The 22,020-nt window shown below is 47.3% G+C and carries 19 protein-coding genes; 15 read left to right on the top strand and 4 right to left on the bottom strand.

The annotated features are described in order from the left end of the window. Positions 1-6 precede the first annotated feature (6 nt). Positions 7-354, bottom strand: coding sequence for a toprim domain-containing protein (locus AC4E8D_RS25865; RefSeq protein WP_062837991.1), 348 nt, complete (start codon positions 352-354; stop codon positions 7-9). A 531-nt stretch (positions 355-885) separates the two neighbouring features. Further along, positions 886-2,061 (bottom strand): MFS transporter, encoded by a 1,176-nt coding sequence (locus AC4E8D_RS25860; RefSeq protein WP_221823603.1) that lies wholly within the window; start codon positions 2,059-2,061, stop codon positions 886-888. Positions 2,062-2,251: 190 nt separating this feature from the next. Here AC4E8D_RS25860 and AC4E8D_RS25855 point away from each other — a divergent pair, with 190 nt between their 5' ends. The 8 genes from AC4E8D_RS25855 to AC4E8D_RS25820 all read left to right on the top strand — a co-directional run bounded on the left by AC4E8D_RS25855 (position 2,252) and on the right by AC4E8D_RS25820 (position 12,257). Next, a complete protein-coding gene (locus AC4E8D_RS25855; RefSeq protein ID WP_221823600.1) occupies positions 2,252-2,737 on the top strand; it encodes an ATPase in 486 nt (161 codons plus the stop codon). 18 nt (positions 2,738-2,755) lie between these two features. Continuing rightward, positions 2,756-3,901, top strand: coding sequence for a transglutaminase domain-containing protein (locus AC4E8D_RS25850; protein WP_221823598.1), 1,146 nt, complete (start codon positions 2,756-2,758; stop codon positions 3,899-3,901). A 105-nt stretch (positions 3,902-4,006) separates the two neighbouring features. Further along, complete coding sequence (locus tag AC4E8D_RS25845; RefSeq protein ID WP_221823595.1) at positions 4,007-6,043, top strand: peptidoglycan D,D-transpeptidase FtsI family protein; 2,037 nt, start codon at positions 4,007-4,009, stop codon at positions 6,041-6,043. 368 nt (positions 6,044-6,411) lie between these two features. Continuing rightward, the gene (locus AC4E8D_RS25840; RefSeq protein WP_076211027.1) at positions 6,412-8,388 is read left to right on the top strand and encodes a peptidoglycan D,D-transpeptidase FtsI family protein; all 1,977 of its coding nucleotides are present in this window, start codon (positions 6,412-6,414) and stop codon (positions 8,386-8,388) included. 236 nt (positions 8,389-8,624) lie between these two features. Further along, the gene (locus tag AC4E8D_RS25835; protein WP_076211030.1) at positions 8,625-9,569 is read left to right on the top strand and encodes a metal ABC transporter solute-binding protein, Zn/Mn family; all 945 of its coding nucleotides are present in this window, start codon (positions 8,625-8,627) and stop codon (positions 9,567-9,569) included. Between the two features lie 31 nt (positions 9,570-9,600). Next, positions 9,601-10,422, top strand: a complete 822-nt coding sequence (locus AC4E8D_RS25830; RefSeq protein ID WP_260632921.1) for a metal ABC transporter ATP-binding protein — start codon at positions 9,601-9,603, stop codon at positions 10,420-10,422. Between the two features lie 3 nt (positions 10,423-10,425). Next, positions 10,426-11,385 carry a metal ABC transporter permease gene (locus AC4E8D_RS25825; protein WP_221823592.1) on the top strand — a complete coding sequence of 320 codons (960 nt, stop codon included), beginning with the start codon at positions 10,426-10,428 and terminating at the stop codon, positions 11,383-11,385. Then, positions 11,385-12,257 (top strand): metal ABC transporter permease, encoded by an 873-nt coding sequence (locus AC4E8D_RS25820; protein ID WP_221823591.1) that lies wholly within the window; start codon positions 11,385-11,387, stop codon positions 12,255-12,257. Before AC4E8D_RS25825 ends, AC4E8D_RS25820 begins: the two co-directional genes overlap by 1 nt. 150 nt (positions 12,258-12,407) lie before the next feature. Here AC4E8D_RS25820 and AC4E8D_RS25815 read toward each other — a convergent pair whose 3' ends face one another. Further along, entirely contained in the window at positions 12,408-13,541 is a 1,134-nt protein-coding gene (locus AC4E8D_RS25815; RefSeq protein ID WP_221823589.1) for an SMP-30/gluconolactonase/LRE family protein, read from the bottom strand. 229 nt (positions 13,542-13,770) lie between these two features. Here AC4E8D_RS25815 and AC4E8D_RS25810 point away from each other — a divergent pair, with 229 nt between their 5' ends. From AC4E8D_RS25810 to AC4E8D_RS25795, 4 genes are all read left to right on the top strand, one after another. After that, entirely contained in the window at positions 13,771-14,466 is a 696-nt protein-coding gene (locus tag AC4E8D_RS25810; RefSeq protein ID WP_221823587.1) for a TetR/AcrR family transcriptional regulator, read from the top strand. 300 nt (positions 14,467-14,766) lie between these two features. Then, on the top strand, positions 14,767-15,516 hold the full coding sequence (locus tag AC4E8D_RS25805; RefSeq protein ID WP_076211034.1) for a Cof-type HAD-IIB family hydrolase: 750 nt from the start codon (positions 14,767-14,769) through the stop codon (positions 15,514-15,516). A 3-nt stretch (positions 15,517-15,519) separates the two neighbouring features. Next, on the top strand, positions 15,520-16,011 hold the full coding sequence (locus AC4E8D_RS25800; RefSeq protein ID WP_036673315.1) for a DUF456 domain-containing protein: 492 nt from the start codon (positions 15,520-15,522) through the stop codon (positions 16,009-16,011). A 61-nt stretch (positions 16,012-16,072) separates the two neighbouring features. Next, the gene (locus AC4E8D_RS25795; RefSeq protein ID WP_221823585.1) at positions 16,073-17,701 is read left to right on the top strand and encodes a putative polysaccharide biosynthesis protein; all 1,629 of its coding nucleotides are present in this window, start codon (positions 16,073-16,075) and stop codon (positions 17,699-17,701) included. Between the two features lie 197 nt (positions 17,702-17,898). On the opposite strand, the gene AC4E8D_RS25790 is transcribed toward AC4E8D_RS25795, so the two are convergent. Continuing rightward, the gene (locus AC4E8D_RS25790; RefSeq protein WP_221823584.1) at positions 17,899-19,185 is read right to left on the bottom strand and encodes a DUF2515 family protein; all 1,287 of its coding nucleotides are present in this window, start codon (positions 19,183-19,185) and stop codon (positions 17,899-17,901) included. Between the two features lie 141 nt (positions 19,186-19,326). Here AC4E8D_RS25790 and AC4E8D_RS25785 point away from each other — a divergent pair, with 141 nt between their 5' ends. The 3 genes from AC4E8D_RS25785 (at position 19,327) to AC4E8D_RS25775 (ending at position 22,001) form a co-directional block, all read left to right on the top strand. Beyond that, positions 19,327-19,671: a thioredoxin family protein gene (locus tag AC4E8D_RS25785; protein WP_017692403.1), complete on the top strand. Its 345-nt coding sequence runs from the start codon at positions 19,327-19,329 to the stop codon at positions 19,669-19,671. Between the two features lie 483 nt (positions 19,672-20,154). Further along, positions 20,155-21,093 carry a COX15/CtaA family protein gene (locus AC4E8D_RS25780; protein WP_221823582.1) on the top strand — a complete coding sequence of 313 codons (939 nt, stop codon included), beginning with the start codon at positions 20,155-20,157 and terminating at the stop codon, positions 21,091-21,093. A 191-nt stretch (positions 21,094-21,284) separates the two neighbouring features. Next, a complete protein-coding gene (locus tag AC4E8D_RS25775; protein WP_221823580.1) occupies positions 21,285-22,001 on the top strand; it encodes a Cthe_2314 family HEPN domain-containing protein in 717 nt (238 codons plus the stop codon). Positions 22,002-22,020 lie beyond the last annotated feature (19 nt).

Genomic DNA, 22,020 nt, shown 5'->3' with positions numbered 1-22,020 from the left:
TTCATTTTAAAAGGAAGGATGTTCAGGGTATTGGATGTATGTCTCTAACCCTGCTTTCTCCAGCTGGGCAATGATATACTCATCAGGTGTTCCTTCCACACCCGCATATCCTCGTCGTGTATACATCTGTACTGCATCCGGGAAAGCATCCCGAAGTACACCTCTAATTTTTTTGCCGGAACTGTCATTATCCATAAATAAAAAGACTTCATCGTAACCGACTTGCTTGCGCAGGGTCTCCAGCTTGAGTGAATTAAGTGTTCCAAACGTACATAGAATGTTGATCTCGGGTCCAACCAGACGTTTCAGTTTGCTTCGGTCATTCTTACCTTCCACAATGACATGAATAGGCATGATATTCACCTCTTGTTCGAGAGCTTATGTCGACATTCCCCGGGAAATGTTGCAGCGAAAATCGACTGATTATATAAAATGGACTCCTTTCTTTACACGATTGCTAACTGGAGAGAACAACCCATCAAGACAATTCTCTGAAATCTTATCTCATGTGCATCATTAGGTCAGTAATAGCTTGCAGTGGCCGTTCCGGTTACGGATCGTTCTTCCGATCGCTGTTGTCTCCATATATTTCTGATTTGCTTTTATAAAGTTAATATTTGGAGACAAAGGCGAACGCTACCGCTTCTTCAAAATCGATTACGTCCCCTTCACTACTTTTGGCTAATTGTTCAACTTTAATGATCTTCAATAAGATAAAACCTTCGGTGATTGTAAAAGATAGATTTCCCAGTTAGCTTTTATCAACGTGTAAAACGTCAGTCCATTTTATATAGTTTAGCTGTAAATGGGGGAATGATGCAAAGCTAATGAAAATACAGGCCTAATTGCTGTTATAACGGTAGGAAAGCAGAGCTTGAAACAGGCCTAATTTAATATACTTTTGGGATCGGCGAGGGAAGCTTCGCGTCTGGATGTATAGTATGGAAGCAGCAGCATACCAATCATTAATAAAACAAAGGCGATGAAATAGGGTGATAACCCGATACGAAGTTGTCCAGCTGTGATGGGACCGATGAAAGAGCCGATGGAGGTGGCAATGGATTGCAGCGAGAAAATGCGGCCCAACTTGCTTCCTCCGCTCAGACGGATAAATAGGGTAGCCATAGCTGGAAAGATGATGCCTTTGGACATCCCGAGTACAAACAATACGGTGGACAACGGAATTTGCGGAATGGCTGCCATCACAAAAAAACACAAGGACATTAACAGCACGCCCGCAACCAGACGCAGCTTGGGGGAATACCGGTTTAGAAATAACATGCTGAGGGTGAAGAGTGCCCCAATACTGATAATAGAGAACAGCAGTCCGGTAGACATGATGGACGATTGTCCTCCGCCCCGCAGGGGTAATTCGAAGAAGAGAATCCCTTGGGCACAGGCAATCACCAGAGGCAAGGCAAAGTATCGCCAAGACACCGGCAGGAATGCACTTGTGGCATCTGCTGGTGAAACAGCAGGTTTAGCAGGTTCCGTTACTCTCTCATGCTGCTTGATGATGCCACGAGGCATCGTCATGAAAGCAATAACACCAGTGAGAATAAGCAGATAGCCCAAGCCTGAAAATGTAGCTGAGAATCCCATGGAACCTACAATGATCGCACCGGCTGCTGGTGATACGACAGACGCGAGGGTATGCACTACCCCGTGACCCGACATATACTTCCCCTGTTTCACCGGATCGCTGGATAACTGTGCAAGCAGGGCGAGACATGCAGGAGACAGGAAGGCCAGTACAAACCCGCTGATGGAACGCAGCGCCAGCAGTTGCCATGGTGTCTGGACATAGGCTTGCAGGAGCAGGATGAACCCTGCACCGAGCAGACTGAATACAATGTAGCGGCGACTGCCATGTTTATCGATTTGTGTTCCAGCAATCAGATTGCCAGGAAGATGTGTTAAGGAATAGATGCCCATCATCCAGCCAATGAAGGTAGGGGCGGCTCCCAGCGAGATGGCAAAAGGAGTCAGAATGGGATACTGGGCGTGCAAATCAAATACGGCAAGGAACAAAAACAGGTATAGCCAGATGGCCGTTTTCACATAAGCCCCTCCTTGTTAAGCGATGCATGTTCAAACTACAGGTCTTGAACGTGTTCCCCGTTCTCCCGGAAGAACCTCATGGTACTACTTGTACGCCCGGCGGGACGAACTTAGACCGTTTATTTTTAAGGGAGAGGGCTTAGCTGACAGCAGCTTCGGAAATCATGTATAATATTCGGGAGTGTTACGAATGAATTCTAATACGGAAGGTGTAGTCATGAACATAGAAGTAATCAAAGAGTTTGTGATGCAGAACTGGCTGGTGATCGTGGTTGCATTGATCATATTGTTCTTTGTTCTGAATGTGGTCAAAACCGTATTGAAATGGGCGATTGCCATCATCATTATTGCGGCTCTACTGATATACAGCGGCATCTCCATTGATCAGATCAAACAGACAGTAACAGACGTACAATCCAGCACGATGGATACATTGAAGAAGGAAGCAACCAGCATGATGCTTAAGGAGGCTTCCAAAGCGAAATACGTCAAAGGACAGGATGGAGCGTTCACCATCACAAGTCCCAATGTGGAGATTAAAGGCAGAACTCAATCGGATAAAGTCGATGTGACCTTCCGCGGAATTTCACTTGGCGAATGGAAACTCGACAATGAAACGATACGTACGTTTGTCGAACAGGCACAGGAGAACAACAAAACAGCACCAGCATCGTAGTAAAGGGGGAATCGGTACGTGCTGCAGAATTGGCTGGACAGCCTGAAGGAATTGAATGGCATCACGATTATGCTGCTGCTGATTGTAGCTGCTTCATTATTGCAGGGTTGGTCCAGAGGGGCTTCGCGTTCAGCAGGCAGACTCTTTGGGTTCCTGATGGATGGCATTATGGCGGTCATTGGTATTCTGTTGTCGATCGGTTTAACGTTGTGGCTTGCGCCATATGTACAGCAGTGGCTGTCTGAGTATGCTTCAGCCATGCCTAACCGTGAGTTGAACCGGTGGGAACAGATGTATTATACGTTGGTTACGGCGATTGCAGATTTTCCGCTAATGCGGTTCGCTGTATTATTTGTACTTAGCTATGGACTCATCCGACTGATTCTCGGGTTTCTCTCATCATTTATTTTTAGCAGCAGGCAGGGGTCAGCTGAGGAAAGTGCGCCTAAAGGTATGTTTAGTCGGTTGACGGGTGCAGTCATTGGCACGATCATAGGCTCCGTCCGCGGAATGATTGTCATTGCGGTTTTGTTCATGATTGTCAGTCTTTACCCTGGAAGCATGTTCAGCCGATATGTGGAAGCATCCCCGATCTATATGCAAGGGGCCAAATCGGTTATCGAACCGTTGTCTGGCACGTTCATCAAGGACAAGCTACCCGTCTTTACGCAGGCTGTGCAGAAGGAACTGGGCGGCATCCTGCAACGTAAATATGAAGTCATCGACCACAATATTCCGACGGATATTGAATCTGCAGCGAGTGAGATTGTCAAAGGCCAATCGACAGATGAAGCCAAAGCAAAAGCGCTATACGACTGGGTAGGTTCACGTATTCAGTATGACTATGGTAAAGTGGATGACTATGAGCAAAAGGGCATATGGCATGAACAGAATCCACAGAATACATTTGACACACGCAAAGGCGTATGTATTGATTATGCCCGTCTTTATGCCGTGATGGCCCGTTCACAAGGACTTGAAGTCAAAGTGGTTACAGGACTTGGTTATAACGGCCAGGGAGGGTATGGTCCGCATGCGTGGAATGAGGTGTATTTGAGTGATTCCGAGAGCTGGGTTCCGCTTGACCCGACATGGGCAATCAGTGGAGACTGGTTTAATCCTCCGAATTTTGCCGACACCCATCTAAAGGATCAGTCAGCTTAACATTACAACGGACATGGGTCCGGAATATGACGACGTTGCCAGGTTATCATGCCGCGAAGAACCAGTTTGAGCGGTATGCATCAAGTCATGAAAGAGGTAGGATGGATGAAAAAGCATTCCAATGAGAAGGATGAACTTACAGACAAACGGCGCTTTAGTTACCGAATGAACGTATTTTTCTTCGCTTCCTTTGTTATTTTTAGCGTTATTATTGTACGCTTGGCCTTTTTGCAATTTGTGGAAGGGCCTGAACTCAGTCAGGAAGAAGCAAGTAACATTACCAAAGATGTACCACTTCCTCCTGTGAGAGGCACGATCTATGATTCTACAGGTGAGGTGAAGTTGGCTTACTCCAAGCCCATTCAGTCTCTCTACCTGACGCTTTATAAAAACTATGGGGATGTTGATGGGAAACCGAGTCCTAACATAGGAGAAGTACAGGATATTGCAACCCGGTTGCATGATGTGTTTGAACAGTACAAGCTGAAGGATTCAGAGTCACTTACGGTGGAGAAAATTATTGAAGAGATGGACTTGAACTCCCGCAAAGCGAACGGTTTTATGCCGCGTCTGATCAAGAGTGATCTGTCCGAGGAAGAAGTTGCTTATTTCCTACAGCACAAGGACGAGTTCAAAGGTATTCAGATCGTCGAGGAGAGTGTGCGATTCTACGATCCGGATACGGTAGCGGTTCAGACCATCGGTTATCTCAAGAAGTTCAGAAGTTCGAAGTCCTTGAACAAATACAAAGAGGTGGATGAGGCCAATAAAACGCAAACGGATCCGGGCCTGGTGTATACGGAGAATGAATTTGTAGGTTTTGATGGACTGGAGTTGCAATATCAGGATGCACTCCGCGGCAAAAGCGGATATACATCCGTTGATGTTGATTTGCGTAATTTGCCTGAAGGTGTAGCAGGTTCTACCCCGCCGCAGAAAGGTTACGACCTGATTTCCAGCATTAACAAGAACGTTCAGGTGAAAACAGAACAGGCTATTACAGACCAGCTGAGCTGGCTCCATCGGAATCCGGTATCCGGTAAATTGCATCCAAATGCGAAGACGGGATATGCCGTGGCGATGGAAGTGGATTCGGGAAAAATTGTAGCAGCTGCCAGTATGCCTGATTACGACACCAATGTGTGGAAAACAGGCGGTGTAAGTACAGAAGATTATGAAAAAATAAAATATATTTATCAGAATGGTACGATTCGGGGCTTCCCGCCGGATGACTCTGGTAAACGGGCGGAATCTGTTGTGTTGCTCGGTTCAACGATCAAACCACTTAGTGTATTGATCGGTTTGAAAGAAGGTTTCTTCACTACAAATACCGTATATTCGGATAGAGGTTCAACGACCTTTGGTGGAGACAATCGCAGAGTGCAGAACTCATCAGGGCATGTGTATGGTGCAATGTATCCTCGTGATGCGATTCGTCATTCCTCAAACGTGTTTATGATCGACGAGATCGGGAAGAAACTGTATTCGAAGTATGGTGCAGAGGGTGTTGACGTATGGGATAAATATATGGAGCAATTCGGTCTTGGTGTATCTACAGAGGTAGATTTGCCTAATGAGCGGCCTGGTCTCAAAGAATACATGGAAAGCTCCGAGAGTTCCTTGACCAAGTTGGTATATGCCTCCTTTGGTCAGCAAGGAAAATATACAACTATGCAGTTAGCACAGTACACCACAATGCTTGCGAACAAAGGAAAACGGATGGAACCACAACTGGTTAACGAGTTCCGGGATTCGGAAGGCAACGTGGTCAAGAAAGTAAAACCGAAGGTACTGAGCACGGTGGAGTTTAACGACGCCTACTGGAACGAAGTGCAACGAGGCATGGCTACCGAAGTTTCGGCATTTAGCGGCTTCCCTTATGATTTCGCCAGAAAAACAGGAACATCGACGCAACTCGTCGGCGGTAAACTGGTGGATAACGGGGTGTTTATCGCCTATGCCCCACGTAATAATCCAAAGCTTGCTGTCGCTGTAGTTATCCCCGAAGGGGGCTTTGGATCAAGCAGTGCGGCTCCGGTTGCACGTGCGATCTTCGATGCCTATGACGAGGAATTCGGTCTCGACGGTGTACCGAAAAAGGACAAAAATAAAGAATCAGATTCGGAATCAGGCACACAGTGATGTGAGGCATTGGTTACAGAGGGGACCCTTCGTGGGTCCTCTTTTTTGTTTTTACGCGGAGAATGGATCGTAAGAGTGAACTAATTAGTTGCATTAATATGTAACCATATGAGCTGTACCACGTTTATATAAGGGAAGGGTAAACGCGATCCGGAGAACGGGATAACGTTGATATGTCAGTGTTTACATTGAAATCCGTAGATTGGGTAGTGTAACGGTTCTGTTTACGAAAATGTAACCAAATATTGAAAGACGTGACAGCTAACCTTTGGTAGACTTGTATGAGAAAGGATTAAATATGGATTGAACACGTTCACAAGACGGATTAAATATTTTATTTTTATAGAGGAACGGGAGAGGCTTAAAACATGTTTAACCGATTGAGGAAGAAACCCATGACTGAGGAAGATACACCCGTCAACAAGCCTTCCACCGCAAGGCTGAATCTGTTTTTTTTCGCGGCATTTGTCATATTCAGTATCCTTATTTTCAGGTTGGCCTTTGTGCAATTTGTGGAGGGTCCTGAACTGACGTATATGGAAACGAGTCGTAATACCAAAGACATTCCACTCGCACCTGTTCGTGGTCCCATCTATGATGCGACAGGGGAAGTCGCGCTGGCTTATTCCGAACCTGTACAGTCCCTGTATGTGTTGTTGTACGAGGATTATCGGAATGATGAACGTAGACAGGAAGCAGAGGAGCTGGCTCATGATTTGGCGGCTGTGTTTAAGCAGTTTAATCCAGGGGACAAAGAGCAGCCGGACGCGGAAGAGATCATCAAACGATTGGATCTGGATTACCAGAAAACGTTCGGGTATGTGCCAAGATTGGTGAAGTCGGATCTATCGACTAAAGAAATTGCCTTTTTTATGGAGAAAAAAGCAGAATATCCAGGTGTTATGGTGCTGGAAGAAAACATAAGAAAATATGACCCGGATGGCGTAGCGGTTCAGGTTGTCGGTTACACAAGAGAGTTCAAACGGGCACCAGATTCCATTGCCAAATATAAGGCAATCCGCGAGGGGGCAAGTACCCAGCGTGATCCTGGTCTTGTGTACCATGAAGAAGAGAAGGTTGGCTTCGATGGGCTGGAGCTTCAATATCAGGAAGAACTCCGTGGACGAAGCGGATATCAGTCCATTGATATTGACGCACGTAATCTGCCAGATGGGACGATGTTACAAACACCACCGGAGAAAGGCTACAGTCTGGTTTCCACCATTAACAAGGAAATTCAGATGGCTGCACAAGAGGCGATAACGGACGAATTGCGCAGACTTCCCAAGGCAATTACCGGATACGCAGTAGCCATGGAAGTGGATACGGGGAATGTGGTAGCTATGGCAAGTATGCCAGATTATGATCCGAACGATTGGGATTATGACAAAATCAAATATGTATTCCGGAACGGAACCACTGAATCGTTCCCACCGAATGATGCCAAGCCTAGTCGGGCGGAATCCGTTGTACTCCTTGGATCAGTAATCAAGCCGCTAAGTGTGCTTATTGGATTAAAAGAGGGATTATTTACAGCAGGAGAGACCTATCATGATCAGGGATATGCGGTTTTGGGGAAAGACGGGCGACAAGTGAAGAACTCGCATTCTGCGTATAATGGTTCTATTACGGCGAGAAGAGCGATTGAGAAATCCTCCAATGCCTTCATGATTGATATGGTGGGTAAACGTTTGTTACGTAATTATGGCTCAGAGAAAGGCATCGATGTCTGGCACAAACACATGCAGGAATTTGGCTTGGGTGTGTCTACGGGAGTAGATTTACCAAGTGAATACCTGGGTACACTGGAATATAAAAAGGATCATGAATCAGCTCTAACACGTTTGGCATTTGCCTCCTTTGGACAACAAGCCAAGTACACCACGATGCAACTCGCCCAATATACCACGATGCTTGCGAATAAGGGTAAACGGATGGAACCACATCTGGTGAAGGAAATTCGTGACGCGGACGGTAATGTGGTGAAAGAGATCAAACCTAAGGTGCTCAATGAAGTTGATTTTGCCGATGCGCACTGGAATGAAGTGCACAAAGGTATGGTTACCAAAGTAAGTTCATTTGACGGTTTCCCATACGATTATGCACGGAAAACAGGAACATCAGAGCAGGGGACCGGACCGAACAAAAAAGAGAATGGTGTATTTATTGCCTTTGCACCACGAGATAATCCGAAGCTTGCTGTAGCTGTTGTTGTACCGGAAGGTGGATTCGGGTCAGTCAGTGCTTCACCGATTGCACGGAAAATTTTCGATGCATATGATGAAGTGTATGGTCTCGATGGAACGCCGAAAGGTAAGAAAGACGAAGGAAAAGACAAAGAGTAATGCAAAAGAACCTCGCGGAAGTTAGCTCTTTTAACATCGTGACCGAAAGGTTTATGAAGTGAATTAAATATATTTGGACAGGCAGGGGAAATAATCCCTTGCCTTTTTTTTTGGCTTCGGATAAAATTTGCACAAGGGAAACATTATTAGTCTTGATTAAAATTTAATACCTTGTACAACAAAATTAGATGTAGACAAGTATTTTAGGAGAGGGAAAGGGGACGATTGAATTGTTAATGGTGAAAATGAGGAGTATTCAGAGGGGGGTCATTACGCTAGCGGCTCTGGTTCTGGTTATTGTACTTACGGCATGTTCCAGTGATGCAGAGACGAGCAGTGGTGGCAAGTTACAAGTAACCGCTACAACGGGAATGATCGCTGATGTAGCACGTGAGGTAGGCGGGGTATATGTTGATGTTACCGGGCTAATGGGCCCGGGAGTTGATCCCCACTTGTACAAGGCATCCCAAGGTGATATTCGCAAGCTGGAACAAGCAAAAGTCATTTTCTATAATGGACTGCATCTTGAAGGCAAAATGACAGACATTTTGGAGAAAATGTCCTCAAGCAAGCTGGTTACTGCTGTTACAGAGACTATTCCAGTCGAGGAGTTACACTCAGGCAAAGATACAGGCGGCACCGAATATGATCCACACGTCTGGTTTAACGTCAGCCACTGGATGCATGCGGCAGAAGCCGTACGCGATACGCTCGTGGAGGCGGACCCGGGCCATGCGGAAGAGTACAAGGCTCAGGCAGAGGCGTATCTGGCGAAGCTCGAAGCACTGGATGCCGAGGTGCGTGAGAAGATTCTGGAGATTCCGGAAGCAAGCCGGGTATTGGTTACGGCGCATGATGCATTTGGATATTTCGGTCAGGCTTATGGCATGAAAGTGATGGGGCTTCAGGGCATCAGTACAGCAGCCGAATATGGTGCAAAAGATGTTAGCGAACTGCGGGATTATCTCGTGGATAACCATATCAAAGCAGTATTTGTTGAATCGAGTGTACCTGCAAAAGCGATGGAAGCCATCATTGCCGGAGCAGCTCAAAAAGGCCATACGGTCAGCATTGGTGGAGAACTGTTCTCGGATGCCATGGGGGCTGAGGGAACGGAAGAAGGCACATACATCGGTATGATTCGCCACAATGTTGAGACGATTGTAGAAGCCCTGAAATAATGAATCACATGAAGAGAGGAGTTACAGGATTATGGAAGATACAACTTTATTGGAACAAACTCCTAAGAAACTGAACAATAGTCACTTGCAGGGAACGCAGCCAACATCGGCTCCTCTCAGTGTGAGGGATCTGGCCGTTGCGTATCACAAAAAGCCGGTGCTTAGCAGCGTATCCTTCGATATTCCGGAAGGACAGCTCATCGGAATTCTCGGACCAAATGGTGCAGGGAAATCAACACTGATCAAAGCGGTTCTGGGACTGGTACCGAAGATGCATGGTGAGGTACGGATCTTCGGACAATCGTACAGGGAGCAACGTCGCCGCATCGGTTATGTGCCCCAACGGGAATCGGTGGACTGGGATTTCCCTACACATGCGCTCGATGTGGTGATGATGGGACGGTATGGTCATCTGGGCTGGTTCCGTCGTCCGGGGAAAAAGGAGCGGGACTTGGCGGCACACTGCCTGGAGCAAGTAGGCATGGGCGACTACATGTACCGCCAGATCAGTCAGCTGTCCGGTGGACAGCAGCAGCGTGTCTTTCTGGCACGGGCACTGGTGCAGGACGCAGATCTTTATTTCATGGATGAGCCGTTTGCAGGTGTGGATGCTACAACGGAGAAAGCTATCATTTTACTTCTGGAACAGCTGAAGAAAGAAGGAAAGACGGTACTGGTCGTTCACCATGATCTGGCGACAGTCGAGGAATACTTCGACCATGTGCTGCTGCTCAATGGACGACTCGTGGCTGGCGGACCGACAAGCGAAGTATTTGTACCGGATACACTGCAAGAGACGTACGGAGGCCGGATTGCGATGATCGGAAGCCGGACGGAGAAAGGCCAGGTGTAGTGCATGTGGAACTGGATCATTGCCATCTTATCTGACCCCAATACACGTTGGATATTGCTTGGCTGTCTGTTGTTAGGATTCAGTAGCGGAATTATTGGCTCCTTCACCTTTCTTCGTAAACAGAGCCTGATGGGGGACACCCTTGCTCATGCTGCTCTGCCCGGAATCTGTATTGCGTTTATGTTAACGGAAACGAAGTCCGTAGGCTTATTTCTGTTCGGTGCTCTGGTGGCTGGCATTGTGGCTACATTTGGAATTTCGTGGATTACACGTTACTCCCGGATCAAGCAGGATGCGGCGATGGGGATCGTGCTGACCGTATTTTTCGGGGTTGGCGTAGTCATGCTTACGCGCATTCAGCATGGGGCGAGTGGAAGCCAAAGCGGACTCGATAAATATTTGTTTGGACAGGCGGCATCCATGGTCATGACGGATGTCTATGTCATGGGGGGGGTATGTCTCGTGTTACTGATTGCCTGTCTTGCCTGGTTCAAGGAATTTAAGCTGGTGAGTTTTGACCAGGGTTTTGCACGAGGCATGGGTCTGCCAGTTGCCATGCTGGAGCAGCTCATTCTGCTCTTGACGGTGATCGCGGTGGTTGCCGGGATTCAGGCGGTGGGTGTGGTGCTTGTCGCGGCCCTGCTGGTGACTCCGGCTGCAGCGGCACGCTGCTGGACCGACTCCCTTGCACTCATGGTATTATTGGCAGGCATATTTGGTGCATTGAGCGGAGCGACGGGTACCATCTTCAGCACGCTCGTGCCCAATCTGCCGACAGGACCTGTAACGGTTCTTGCGGCTACGGTGCTGTTTGCCGGATCAGCCTTGCTCGCCCCACGTCGTGGATTGTTAGCCCGACGGTTGCGTAGTATTCAGGCAAAGTCCGCATATATGCGTGAAGAGCGAGCTACACTCCAGACTCTCGCCGCACAGCGAAATCAGCAGGAACGGGGGGAAATGTAATGGCAACGTTTTGGATTATCTTGACGGCCGTTTTGGTATCTTCTGCTTGCGCCATTCTGGGTTGTTTTCTGATTCTGCGGCGAATGGCTCTGGTCGGTGATGCGATCAGCCATGCGGTTCTCCCCGGTATTGCGATTGCTTTCCTGTGGAGCGGTTCCAGAGATTCGTTATGGATGCTACTTGGTGCAACAGTGTTTGGATTACTGACGGTGTTCTTCATACAGAGTTTGCAGGCAGGTGGACTGTCGTCTGATGCCTCGATCGGAATTGTGTTCACAGCACTCTTCGCAGTAGGAGTCATTCTGATTAGTCTGAACGCCCAGCATATTGATTTGGATCTGGACTGTGTCTTGTTCGGAGAGATCGCTTATGTACAGTGGGATACGCTAACCCTTGGAGGTACCGATGTCGGTCCGAGGGCAGTCTGGATGCTGGGTATCACTTTGCTAGTCATCCTCGTCGTTATTGGGCTGTTCTACAAACAGTTCAAGCTGTGTGCCTTCGATCCGGCGCTGGCTGCGGCCTGCGGCATTCCAGTAGTGCTGTTCCACTATCTGCTCATGGGACTTGTTTCGATGACGTCCGTAGCTTCATTTGAAAGTGTTGGTTCGATTCTCGTGGTGGGCATGCTGATCGTACCAGCGGCGACGGCTTACCTGCTCACAGATCGTCTGGGCAAAATGATACTGTATGCCGTCCTGATCGGAGCAGCATCTTCGGTTGGAGGTTACATCATGGCATACGCCCTGGATGCTTCCATTGCGGGCTGCATGGTAGCTGTTGCTGGAATTCTGTTTGTTCTTGCACTGCTTCTGTCACCGAAACATGGCATCGTATTCCGTTACGTTCGTCGCAAATTCGCGGCACGTTAATTCATAGAGATTGTTAGCCGCCTGCTTTGCAGGCGGTTTTTTATGATTGGACTGTGAACGAAGAAAAATTCAATAGCAGCCCCTCCTGCTGGAGTGAGCTGCTATTGGGATGCCTAAAGGTGGCAATGAGGTAGATGAATATAACAATCCTTACGGTTTCAAAGGCACCCGATGAACCCCTTGGCTTCCTCCCGGTGCGGTTCCGAGATACACATATTTCCCTTGGTTTACGGCCGTGGTGATGCCATACAATGTTCCTTCTGGATCATGCCAACTACGAATAAGCTCTCCTTCTGGTCCATATTCTGCAACAAGTCCGTGTTTCACCGGGGCACTGGCTCCATTTAACAAGGACTGTGGAACTTTGGACATCGTCGCTGCTAACCAAGGGTGACTATGCATGTAATCGGCAAAAGACAGACGGGTTGTGAATACCCCTACCCAGAAGTGTCCCTCTGCGTCACGGGTGATATTGTCCGGAAACCCAGCCAGATTCTCCGCAAAAATATCAGAGGTGCCTTGTTTGGGACCCTTCAACCAGTACCTGGTCAACTGGTAATGATACGATTCTGCGACTAGCACGAAGTCTTCTTCGGCAGACAGTACCACCCCATTGGCAAAATATAAATCCTTAAGCAGAACGTTCGTCTGTTTGGTCAGTGGATCATATTTCAACAATCGTCCATGCGGTTTATTCTCGGCAATTTCTTTGAACATGACTTTGCCATAGTTAGAGGTATCGGAGAAATAAATAGATCCGTCTTGCGCGATGTCCAGTTCGTTCGCCAGGTAGATCGGCCCCCCATCTACTTCAGTGGTTAGTACTTCGATGTTTCCGTTCGGGTCAATGGACAGGAGCCCTTTCTGAATATCCGCCACAATCAAATTTCCGGCAGCATCAAATTTCAGGCCGTTAGGTGTTCCATGGGTATCAGCGAATACCTCTGCTGGCTGTGCCTTGTCTTCGGCGTCAAAGGTTACTCTGTAGATTTTGCCGTCGGAGTCACCCGTATACAGTCGCCCTTCTTTGTCAAAAGTGATAAATTCCGGGAACTTCGCGCGGCCGGTAACCAATTCAGCGGAGCTAAGTTTGTTGTTCTCTTTCCAGGGACCCTCCTTCTCAAAAGAAGGAGCAGCAGGTGCAGACCAAACAGCGGGTTCTACCGGGGCGGGCATTAGCAGGAATACAACGATTCCCAGCACAATTACCCCTAGCAGAGTCAGGCTCCATTTACGAATTTGTTGACCAGTGGATCGTTTGCGTTGTTTTTGTTCTGTTGACATATTAATCCTCCTTAATACACTGTTTCTTTTGGGGAACAACGTTACCGAAACTCCAAAAAAATATAAAATGAACTCAAGACCATTTTCAGTAACATTGTTTCCTATAAGAATCATAGTAACCAAAAGAAAACGATTGTGTCAAATTCTTTTTTTTATCATGATGACTTCATTGACAACTTTTCTGCTAATGGTTAGAATGCCTGTTAGAAGTCGGAAACGTGATAACTAATTGAAGGTGATCCTTATAAGTAACGAAGACAAGCCCTCACCATCCAAGAGGCGGGCATTAAAAACATATCAGCAAGCTCGCCTGCAAAATACGGAAAATCTCCGTAAGCTTGTGGTTGATGCGGCTGCAACCATTTTGCAGGAAGAAGGTCCGGAGGCTGTTACTGTACGCAGAGTATCGCAAAAGATGGGCTGCTCCACCAAGATCATTTACAGTTTGTTTGTCAATAAAGAGGGCCTGGCCCAGCAGTTGTATCTGGAGGGCTGCAAATTGCTCGCCAAGCGTTTGGAAGAAGTGCCGCCGTCCTCTGACTTCTTGCAGCATTTACTGGATTTGGGGGAAGCCTTCTGGCAGTTTGCGCAGGATTATAGTAGCTACTATAAGCTGATGTTCGGAGGGGCTTTTGCAGAGTTCAAGCCGGATGCAGAGAGTATGCAGGGAACGATGACTGCCATACACCGCTTGCTGATTCTAATTAGCACTGCCCAGAAGCAAGGACAGATTTCGGACCAGGAAGAGACCGAAACTCTTGTTAGTACTATATGGGCATCGCTGCACGGTGTAATCCACCTGTATATGGGCGGGTTCCTTGGTGATGTAAAGGCAGCCCATACCGTATATAAACAAACCATGAATCTGATGTCCCAATCCTTGTTTGCAGTATCCAAGCAAGACAGAGGAGCGGACAGGGGATAATTGGATTTAATCTTGGCTACGGGTTAGGCAGGGAAAACAGGCAGATTGACTAAGGTTAAGCTAAAAGCGGTTCATCTGTAGGAGATGGATCGTTTTTTATTTAGGAAATTATATATTACATAAAATGTAATAACTTCGAAGTGTAATCCTGAGCGGGTTATTTTGTTGCAGGTCGACGATCTGTGGTAAAATGTCGTTAGCTGTGACGTCCGGAGCGTCCGATTTTGCGGATGCCGGGCGATCTTGTTGTGAGTTTAAAATTAGGGAGAAATAGAGAGACAACCTAGGAGGAACTACTGTATGAGTGAATTGAAATACAAATTGCTTGCATTGGATATGGATGGAACATTACTTAACGATAATCATGAAATTACACAGGAGACCGCCAAGTGGATTCAGATTGCCATTCGTCGGGGTGTACATGTGTGCCTTTCTACGGGAAGAGCTGTATTCCATGCGATGCCTTATGCGGTCCAGCTTGGGCTGGAGACACCGATGGTAACCGTTAACGGTAGTGAAGTCTGGAAAGCACCGCATGATCTGCATATGCGTCATCTGATGGATCCGGCATTGATTCGTAAAATGCAGGAGATTGGTGAGAAATATAACAGCTGGTACTGGGCATACTCCGTGGAAGAGCTGTTCAATCGTGATCGCTGGACGGACAATATTGAAGGTCTGGAATGGCTAAAATTCGGCTTTAATACCGAAGTGGATGAAGCTCGTCACCAGATCATGATGGAACTACAACAAATGGGTGGTCTGCAGATGACGAATTCTTCACCTGTTAATATCGAGATCAACCCTGCTGGAATATCCAAAGCCAGTGGTGTAGCTGAGGTTTGCAAACTGCTGGGTATCGAGATGTCCGAAGTTGTTGCTGTCGGAGACAGTCTGAATGATCTGGCTGTCATTGAGGCCGTAGGTCTGGGTGTAGCGATGGGCAATGCGCAGGAGCAGGTCAAGGAAGCGGCTGATCTGATCGTAGCGAGTAACAATGAAGACGGCATTGTTGAAGTGATCCGTGAACATATTTTGAAGGGGGAGTAACCTTTGCTCGCAACCATTGCCTGGATTTTAATTGTGCTGCTGTTTGCAGTGGGGATGGCTGGAACGGTATATCCCATATTGCCTGGTGCTGTAGCGATTTTCTTTGCGTTTCTGGTCTACGGCTGGTTCTTCAGCTTTGATCCGTTTGGTGTGTGGTTCTGGATCATTCAGATTCTGATTGTTGTTGTGTTGTTTGTGGCTGATTATGTCGTCAGCGCATGGGGTGTGAAGAAGTTTGGTGGCTCCAAGTTATCGACCACGCTGAGTACCATTGGTGTTATCATTGGTCCATTTGTCATTCCGGCATTTGGACTGGTACTAGGACCATTTATCGGTGCTTTTATCGGTGAACTGATCGGAGGTTCTTCACCTTCCAAAGCGTCGAAAGTTGGATTTGGTTCCGTCGTGGGGCTATTTACGAGTACTGTGATGAAAATTATTTTGCAAATCGTCATGATTGTTCTCTTTATTATTTGGGTGGTAAGATTCGCCTAAACGTTCAGGATTAGCTTCAACGGGATGCACGTCCGGTGTGGAGGAAAGAAGGGGAATTCGTTTGTCTAAGAAAGAAACATTCATTAGGGGTACGCTCATTCTGGCGGCCGCTGCACTGATCGCAAGAGTACTCGGATTGGTTCAACGGGTGCCGCTTGAGCATATCCTTGGAGATGTCGGTAACGCATCGTTTACGATCTCCAATACGGTATATTTAATGCTGTTAACTGTAGCAACGGCGGGCATACCGAGTACTCTGAGTAAAATGGTATCGGAACGTTATGCGCTCGGACGCGCGGGTGAAGCTCAACAGATCTACCGTGCAGCCCTGATCTTTGCAGCTGTTGCCGGGGTAGTCATGTCTGCTTTATTGTGGTTCGCGGCACCTTATTATGCTACGTATGTCTCCAAAGTACCGGAGTCGGTCAGCGCCATTCGCGCCTTGGCTCCAGCCTTGCTGCTGTTCCCGGCCATTGCGATGATGCGTGGATATTTCCAGGGACGCGGCAACATGACAGCGGGGGGTATTTCACAGATTGTTGAACAGTTCGCCCGTGTAGGTACAGCCATTATCGTGGCTTATGTCATGCTGCAATGGAATTATGATGACCAGACGATTGCTGCGGGAGCCTCATTTGGTGGGGTATTGGGAAGTGTGGGTGCCTTCGGTGTCATGCTGTACTTCACCTTGAAGCTGCGTCGTAGCGACCGTGCTGCCCAATTGAATTACGAGCGTGCAGAGCAGTTACCAATGCGAGGTATCTACAGTGATATCTTCAAGCTGTCTATTCCAATTGTGCTGTCTTCACTTGCGGTTCCAGCCATTAACTTCATCGACTCATCCCTTGTGGTACCACTGCTTAGTGGCCAGATCGGACTCGAAGAAGCGACTGGTGTACTTGCGATCCTGGGTGCGAAAGCCCAAAGTATTGCGGGTATTCCTCCGATTCTGGCTATCGCTTTGAGTCAATCATTGGTGCCTGTCATATCGGCAGCATTTGCCCGCAAGGATGAAGCTCATCTGAAAAGTCAGGTTACACTTGCCTTGCGCATTTCGATTCTGACTGGTATGCCGATTGTCATTGCACTTTGTGCGGCAGCATATTCGGTCAACGGATTGCTGTTTACCAATCTGGATGGAACGCCGATCATTGCCTTGCTGACATTCGGTACCATTTTCCAGATTACGATGATGACCACCAACTCCATTTTACTAGGGGTAGGGAAACCGCGGATTACGATGATCAGTGTCGCAGCAGGAGTTGTGATCAAACTGATCGCAAGTCTGATTCTGGCGCCGATCTTCGGCATTTACGGCATCATTATTGCAACGGCCCTCTGCTTCTTGGTCATCACGTACCTGAATCTGCGGGTCCTTCGTAAAATCGTTGATTTCTCCATCATGGGAGATCGTTGGAAAGGGTTTATCATTACAGTGTTGCTTGCAGCAGGTGTAGGATTTGCAGCGAACTGGATTGGCAATATGATCTTTGGACTCTTCCTGCCAGCACGCGTATCCTTCTTGCTTACCTGCCTTGTGGTTGGTGTGCTTGTTGTGGTGGTGTATCTGGTTCTCATGGTTGTGCTGCGTGTATTGCGCAAGGACGAACTGGGCAGTTACCCACGTATCCTGCAAAAAATTCTTCGTCCACTTATGCGTCTTCAACGTGGAGCTGGGCAAAGAGCTTAAAATGCAAGGAGTACCATTCAAGCATTACTATTTTGTGAAAATAGGATACAAGCTCTGTCTGCTGTTAAGCGGACAGGGCTTTTTGTATAGATAAGGAGAGCTGAGCGACTGAACTTTACATTAGTCCAGCAAGCGAGGATTAGCGGTACATCGGTGTTCACATCATCCGTCTTTGCCTGCTCTATATGATCTTTAGATTAGTGTGTGATGGCTTTAGCATCATGAGCCAGTGCTGTTTTCAGCATGCCATACCGGTGTTCGTGACTCATCTCGAATAGCCATGGACGCCGCGGTGCCGTCAGATAACCGAGGCAATCCCGAGTCTGAAGCCAGTCCTGTCTGGTGATCGGTTCATAAGGCGTGTCTCCCCATACGGAGAGCAGTTCCGGACTATATAATCGTTGCCCTTCTGGAAGCCATTCCTCATCCAGTAACGCCTGAGCGTATAATGTATGTTCACCCGCCTCGTCTTCACGATTGGTAAACAGGCCAGGCCAATATTCAGCGCGCGAGCCACGATGGGGAACCAAACGTGCGAACTCCAACACTTGTGTGTGTACTTGCTCCACGCCAAACAACAGAGCATATAGGCCTTTGCCAAACATGATTCGCTCATCCAACTTGCCAAAATGTTCAATGACGCGTCCTGCGAGTCCTGCTCCTCGTCCAAGAGGGAAGACGATATGATTCAGACCGGCCAGATTATGCAGATGGAATGCGGGTTTGGAAAGTACTTCTTTTTGAAAATAAGGATGCTGCACGACTCGGCTCTCGATATAGTTCTGCTCATTAATAATTAATGCCACACTTAGCAGTGAACTGCATCGTTCCAGCCAAAAGCGTTCCCAAAACGGCGTCATAAACGCCGATACGTGAAAGTGCGACAAGAGATGGAAACAGCTTCGTCCGATGCGACGGCTGTTCATATACAGCAGAAGCTGGGGATATGCATCCTGGAAAATGAGTGCATTGCATCGCTCCAGCAGCCGATACATACGCTCGCGATCGCTTTGATTCTGCAGATTATGCATCAAGTCACTCTGAAGATCTGTCATGTGATATCCGCCGTTGCGAGAGACCATATGGGCCAGCAGTGCCCAATGCAGTTCGGGATATTGCTCATAACATTCCAGATAGGCTGCCGTGCGGGTGATATTACTCCGATTGTGCTCCTGGGTCAGTGTCTTAATCTCTTCCAGAATGATGCAATCTTCTTCACAGACGAGTGCGCTTTGAACCTGGTCCGTGCGTGCAAAAGATTTGCTGCTGGCAGGTAACAAACGCTCCACCTCAGACTGTAAGGCAGCTGCCGTATCGGTATCCCACTCGATGTCACGCAAAGGGTGACGAAGCTGTGCTGAAGCTTGCCATGCAGCCTGTTTGCCACGCCATATTTCCCGGGCAGCACCCGGAATGGAACGAACCATCTGCAGGAGGGACCCGTGATGTTGTTCGCTGGAAGAATCGGTTCTGGTGGAAGTCATGATGTGACATCCTTTCATGATGTTCTGGGTTTAATTTCACAGACCATGTGGTTATTCTAAGTATGCGCTGATTATTTGACTTCCACTCGCCAATTTGCTTCACTTAGGGTAAGACAAGGTACAGAAAGGGAGATGAACCGAATGGAACAGATTACTTCCAAACCGGCTTTTGATGTAGCCATCCAATCCCCACGTTTGACGATTGCCGTATTCAAGGCAGACTGGTGTGGTGACTGCAAATACATCGATCCGTTTATGCCTGAGGTTGAAGAGAAATATGCACGTGAACTGACTTTGATTGAGGTCGATGTGGATCAGGTTGGAACTGTTAGTGAAGAACAGAATATTCTTGGCATCCCAAGCTTTGTGGCGTATACAGATGGCCGCGAACTGGTACGGTATGTGAACAAGCTGCGCAAGTCGAGAGAAGAGATTGAGCAGTTCCTGGATCGCGCAGTTGAGGTGTACAACACGATCCATAAATAATGTTATATAAGTTTGATAAATTTACATAGACACTCCGATGACAGAATAACCTTCCGATCGCTGTTATCTCCAGATTTCTTTGATCCCTTTTATAAAGGGGGAAATCTGGGGATAAAGGCGAACGCTTCGCTTCTTCTGGTTATTTCTGTCCTCTCCGCTATTGTGTAAATGTTTCATTGAACTTATATAAAAGTATGAGAGGTTCATGTTGTAAAAGGGTATAATACAAAGAACGCCATTTCTCTTGAAATAGGGAAATGGCGTTTGTGTGTTCGACTTGTTCTATATAAGAAACGTTTCTGTACATATCACCAATGACCTGTGGGTCATTATTTCACCAGACGTTAACATTTTGTCACAAAGCGCGACGTCAATGAACATTTTATCCGGTATAATGAATTTAGTTGTGAAATAAGTGTCAAAGTACCGAAACAAGCGGAGAATATTCTTCGCCATCTTAAACCAACAGCGGGTGAGAAAAAATTGAAACACTTAACTTTGTTTAAATGGTTAACCGTATTAACCTGTCTTGTCATGTTTCTGGCCACTTTTGGTGGAGGCATTGTAACCAAAACGGAATCGGGCCTTGGCTGCGGAACGGAATGGCCTTTATGTAACGGAAAACTCGTTCCCGCACATACTGTGGCTTCACTCATTGAATATTCCCATCGCGCTGTAAGTGCACTGGCTGGACTGTTGTCCATTGCCTCGTTTGTGGCTTTTCTGCGATTCGGCAAGTCACGCCGTGACCTGCAATTGTTTTCTTTCTTAACTCTGGTATTTGTTATCGTCCAGGGAATCATGGGGGCTTTTGCCGTCGTCTTCTCCCAATCTTCAGCAGTCATGGCACTGCATTTCGGCTTTGCACTGATTGCTTTTGCCAGTTCCCTAATGATGGCGCTGGGCATAAGGCAGGAGGCCAAAGATGGTGGATTGGAGCGCCTGAATAAATACCCTCGGGTCACTAAAAAATTCAGGAATCTGGTCTGGTTCTCCACCATTTACACATATCTCGTGGTATACACGGGTGCATTTGTGAGCCACACGGATTCTGCCGGCGGATGTTCCGGATTTCCGCTCTGTAACGGGCAGATTATTCCTGAGCTTTCAGGTGGGGTAGCGGTTGCTTTTGCTCACCGTGCAGCAGCTGCGTCGCTCGTGATTGTTATCGCAATCCTGGGTCACTTCGCTTACCGTAATCATCCGGACAACAAGGAAATGCGTACTCTTGGTGTGGTATCCGTTGTTCTTATTCTGATGCAAGTAGTCATTGGTATTTTCATGATGGTGACAATGAACCGTCCGGAAGTATACATGTTCGTAGCTCTTGCTCATATGCTGGATATTGCCCTATTGTTCGGAATCTTAACGTATATGAGTTTCCTGGTGTACAAGCTGCATCGCCCGGTTAATCGATTCTAAGACATAGCTCCATTCTTTTGGGCTAAACATGAAAGTCCACCACCCAGTGATGTACATCATTGGACAGGTGGACTTTGTTTGATGTCAGTGGGATCAGGGCAACCTATGGCATGCAGCAATTACACGGAATGGATGATGTTTTACGTTTACGGTGATGAATTCTTGTTGATTTGGAAAAGAGGAGGTTAGATATGCTACGAACGTTGTTGGGGGAAAAGCCACGTATAAACGAAGGTAAATTGAAGGCAGCGATGGACGCAATGGCGCATACGCTTGAGCTATTTCAGCGACAAATGCATGTAGACCATGATCCCACGCATGACTATCGAAAGCTGTATGTGTGGACGCAGGGACTCATCTCCTCACTGGATGAACTGGAGCAAAGCTGTTTCGCTGCTGCTCATTTTCGCAAAAAGGTCGTTGCAGGTTCAACGAACGATATGACGCCGACTGAAAAAGCCGAGTATGCCCGATATGTGTATTTCTACAAAGATGGCTTTATCCGCTGCTTTGCCATTCTGGATAAAGTGGGCACGGTATTAAATGAAATATTCCAGCTGAATACTTCCAATACCAAAGCGCATTTTTCTTATTTTACGGTGTTAAGGCAGTTCGATTATGCGAGGGAGCATCATGATCTTGCGTTGCAATTAATACAGATCAAGGACTCTTATCGTGAACCGATGAGCAAGCTGCGCAAACGACGTAATATGGAAATTCACTACATGAACTCTGAAATGCATGATGACCTGTGGCAGTTACATCAGACCCTGCAAGGTAAAGTGAAATTGGAGGATCTGAATCAGCATGTGCAGGAAATGCGTCAGGGCGTGGATATGGTCTGTGAAACGTTAACAGCCTCTTATAGTTATATCAACAAAATATGGAAAAGAAATAATTCCCTTTGACAAATCGGAATACTTGGAA

It is taken from the genome of Paenibacillus sp. SRL342, assembly GCF_984798905.1.
This window is presented reverse-complemented; position numbering and strand designations above follow the sequence as displayed.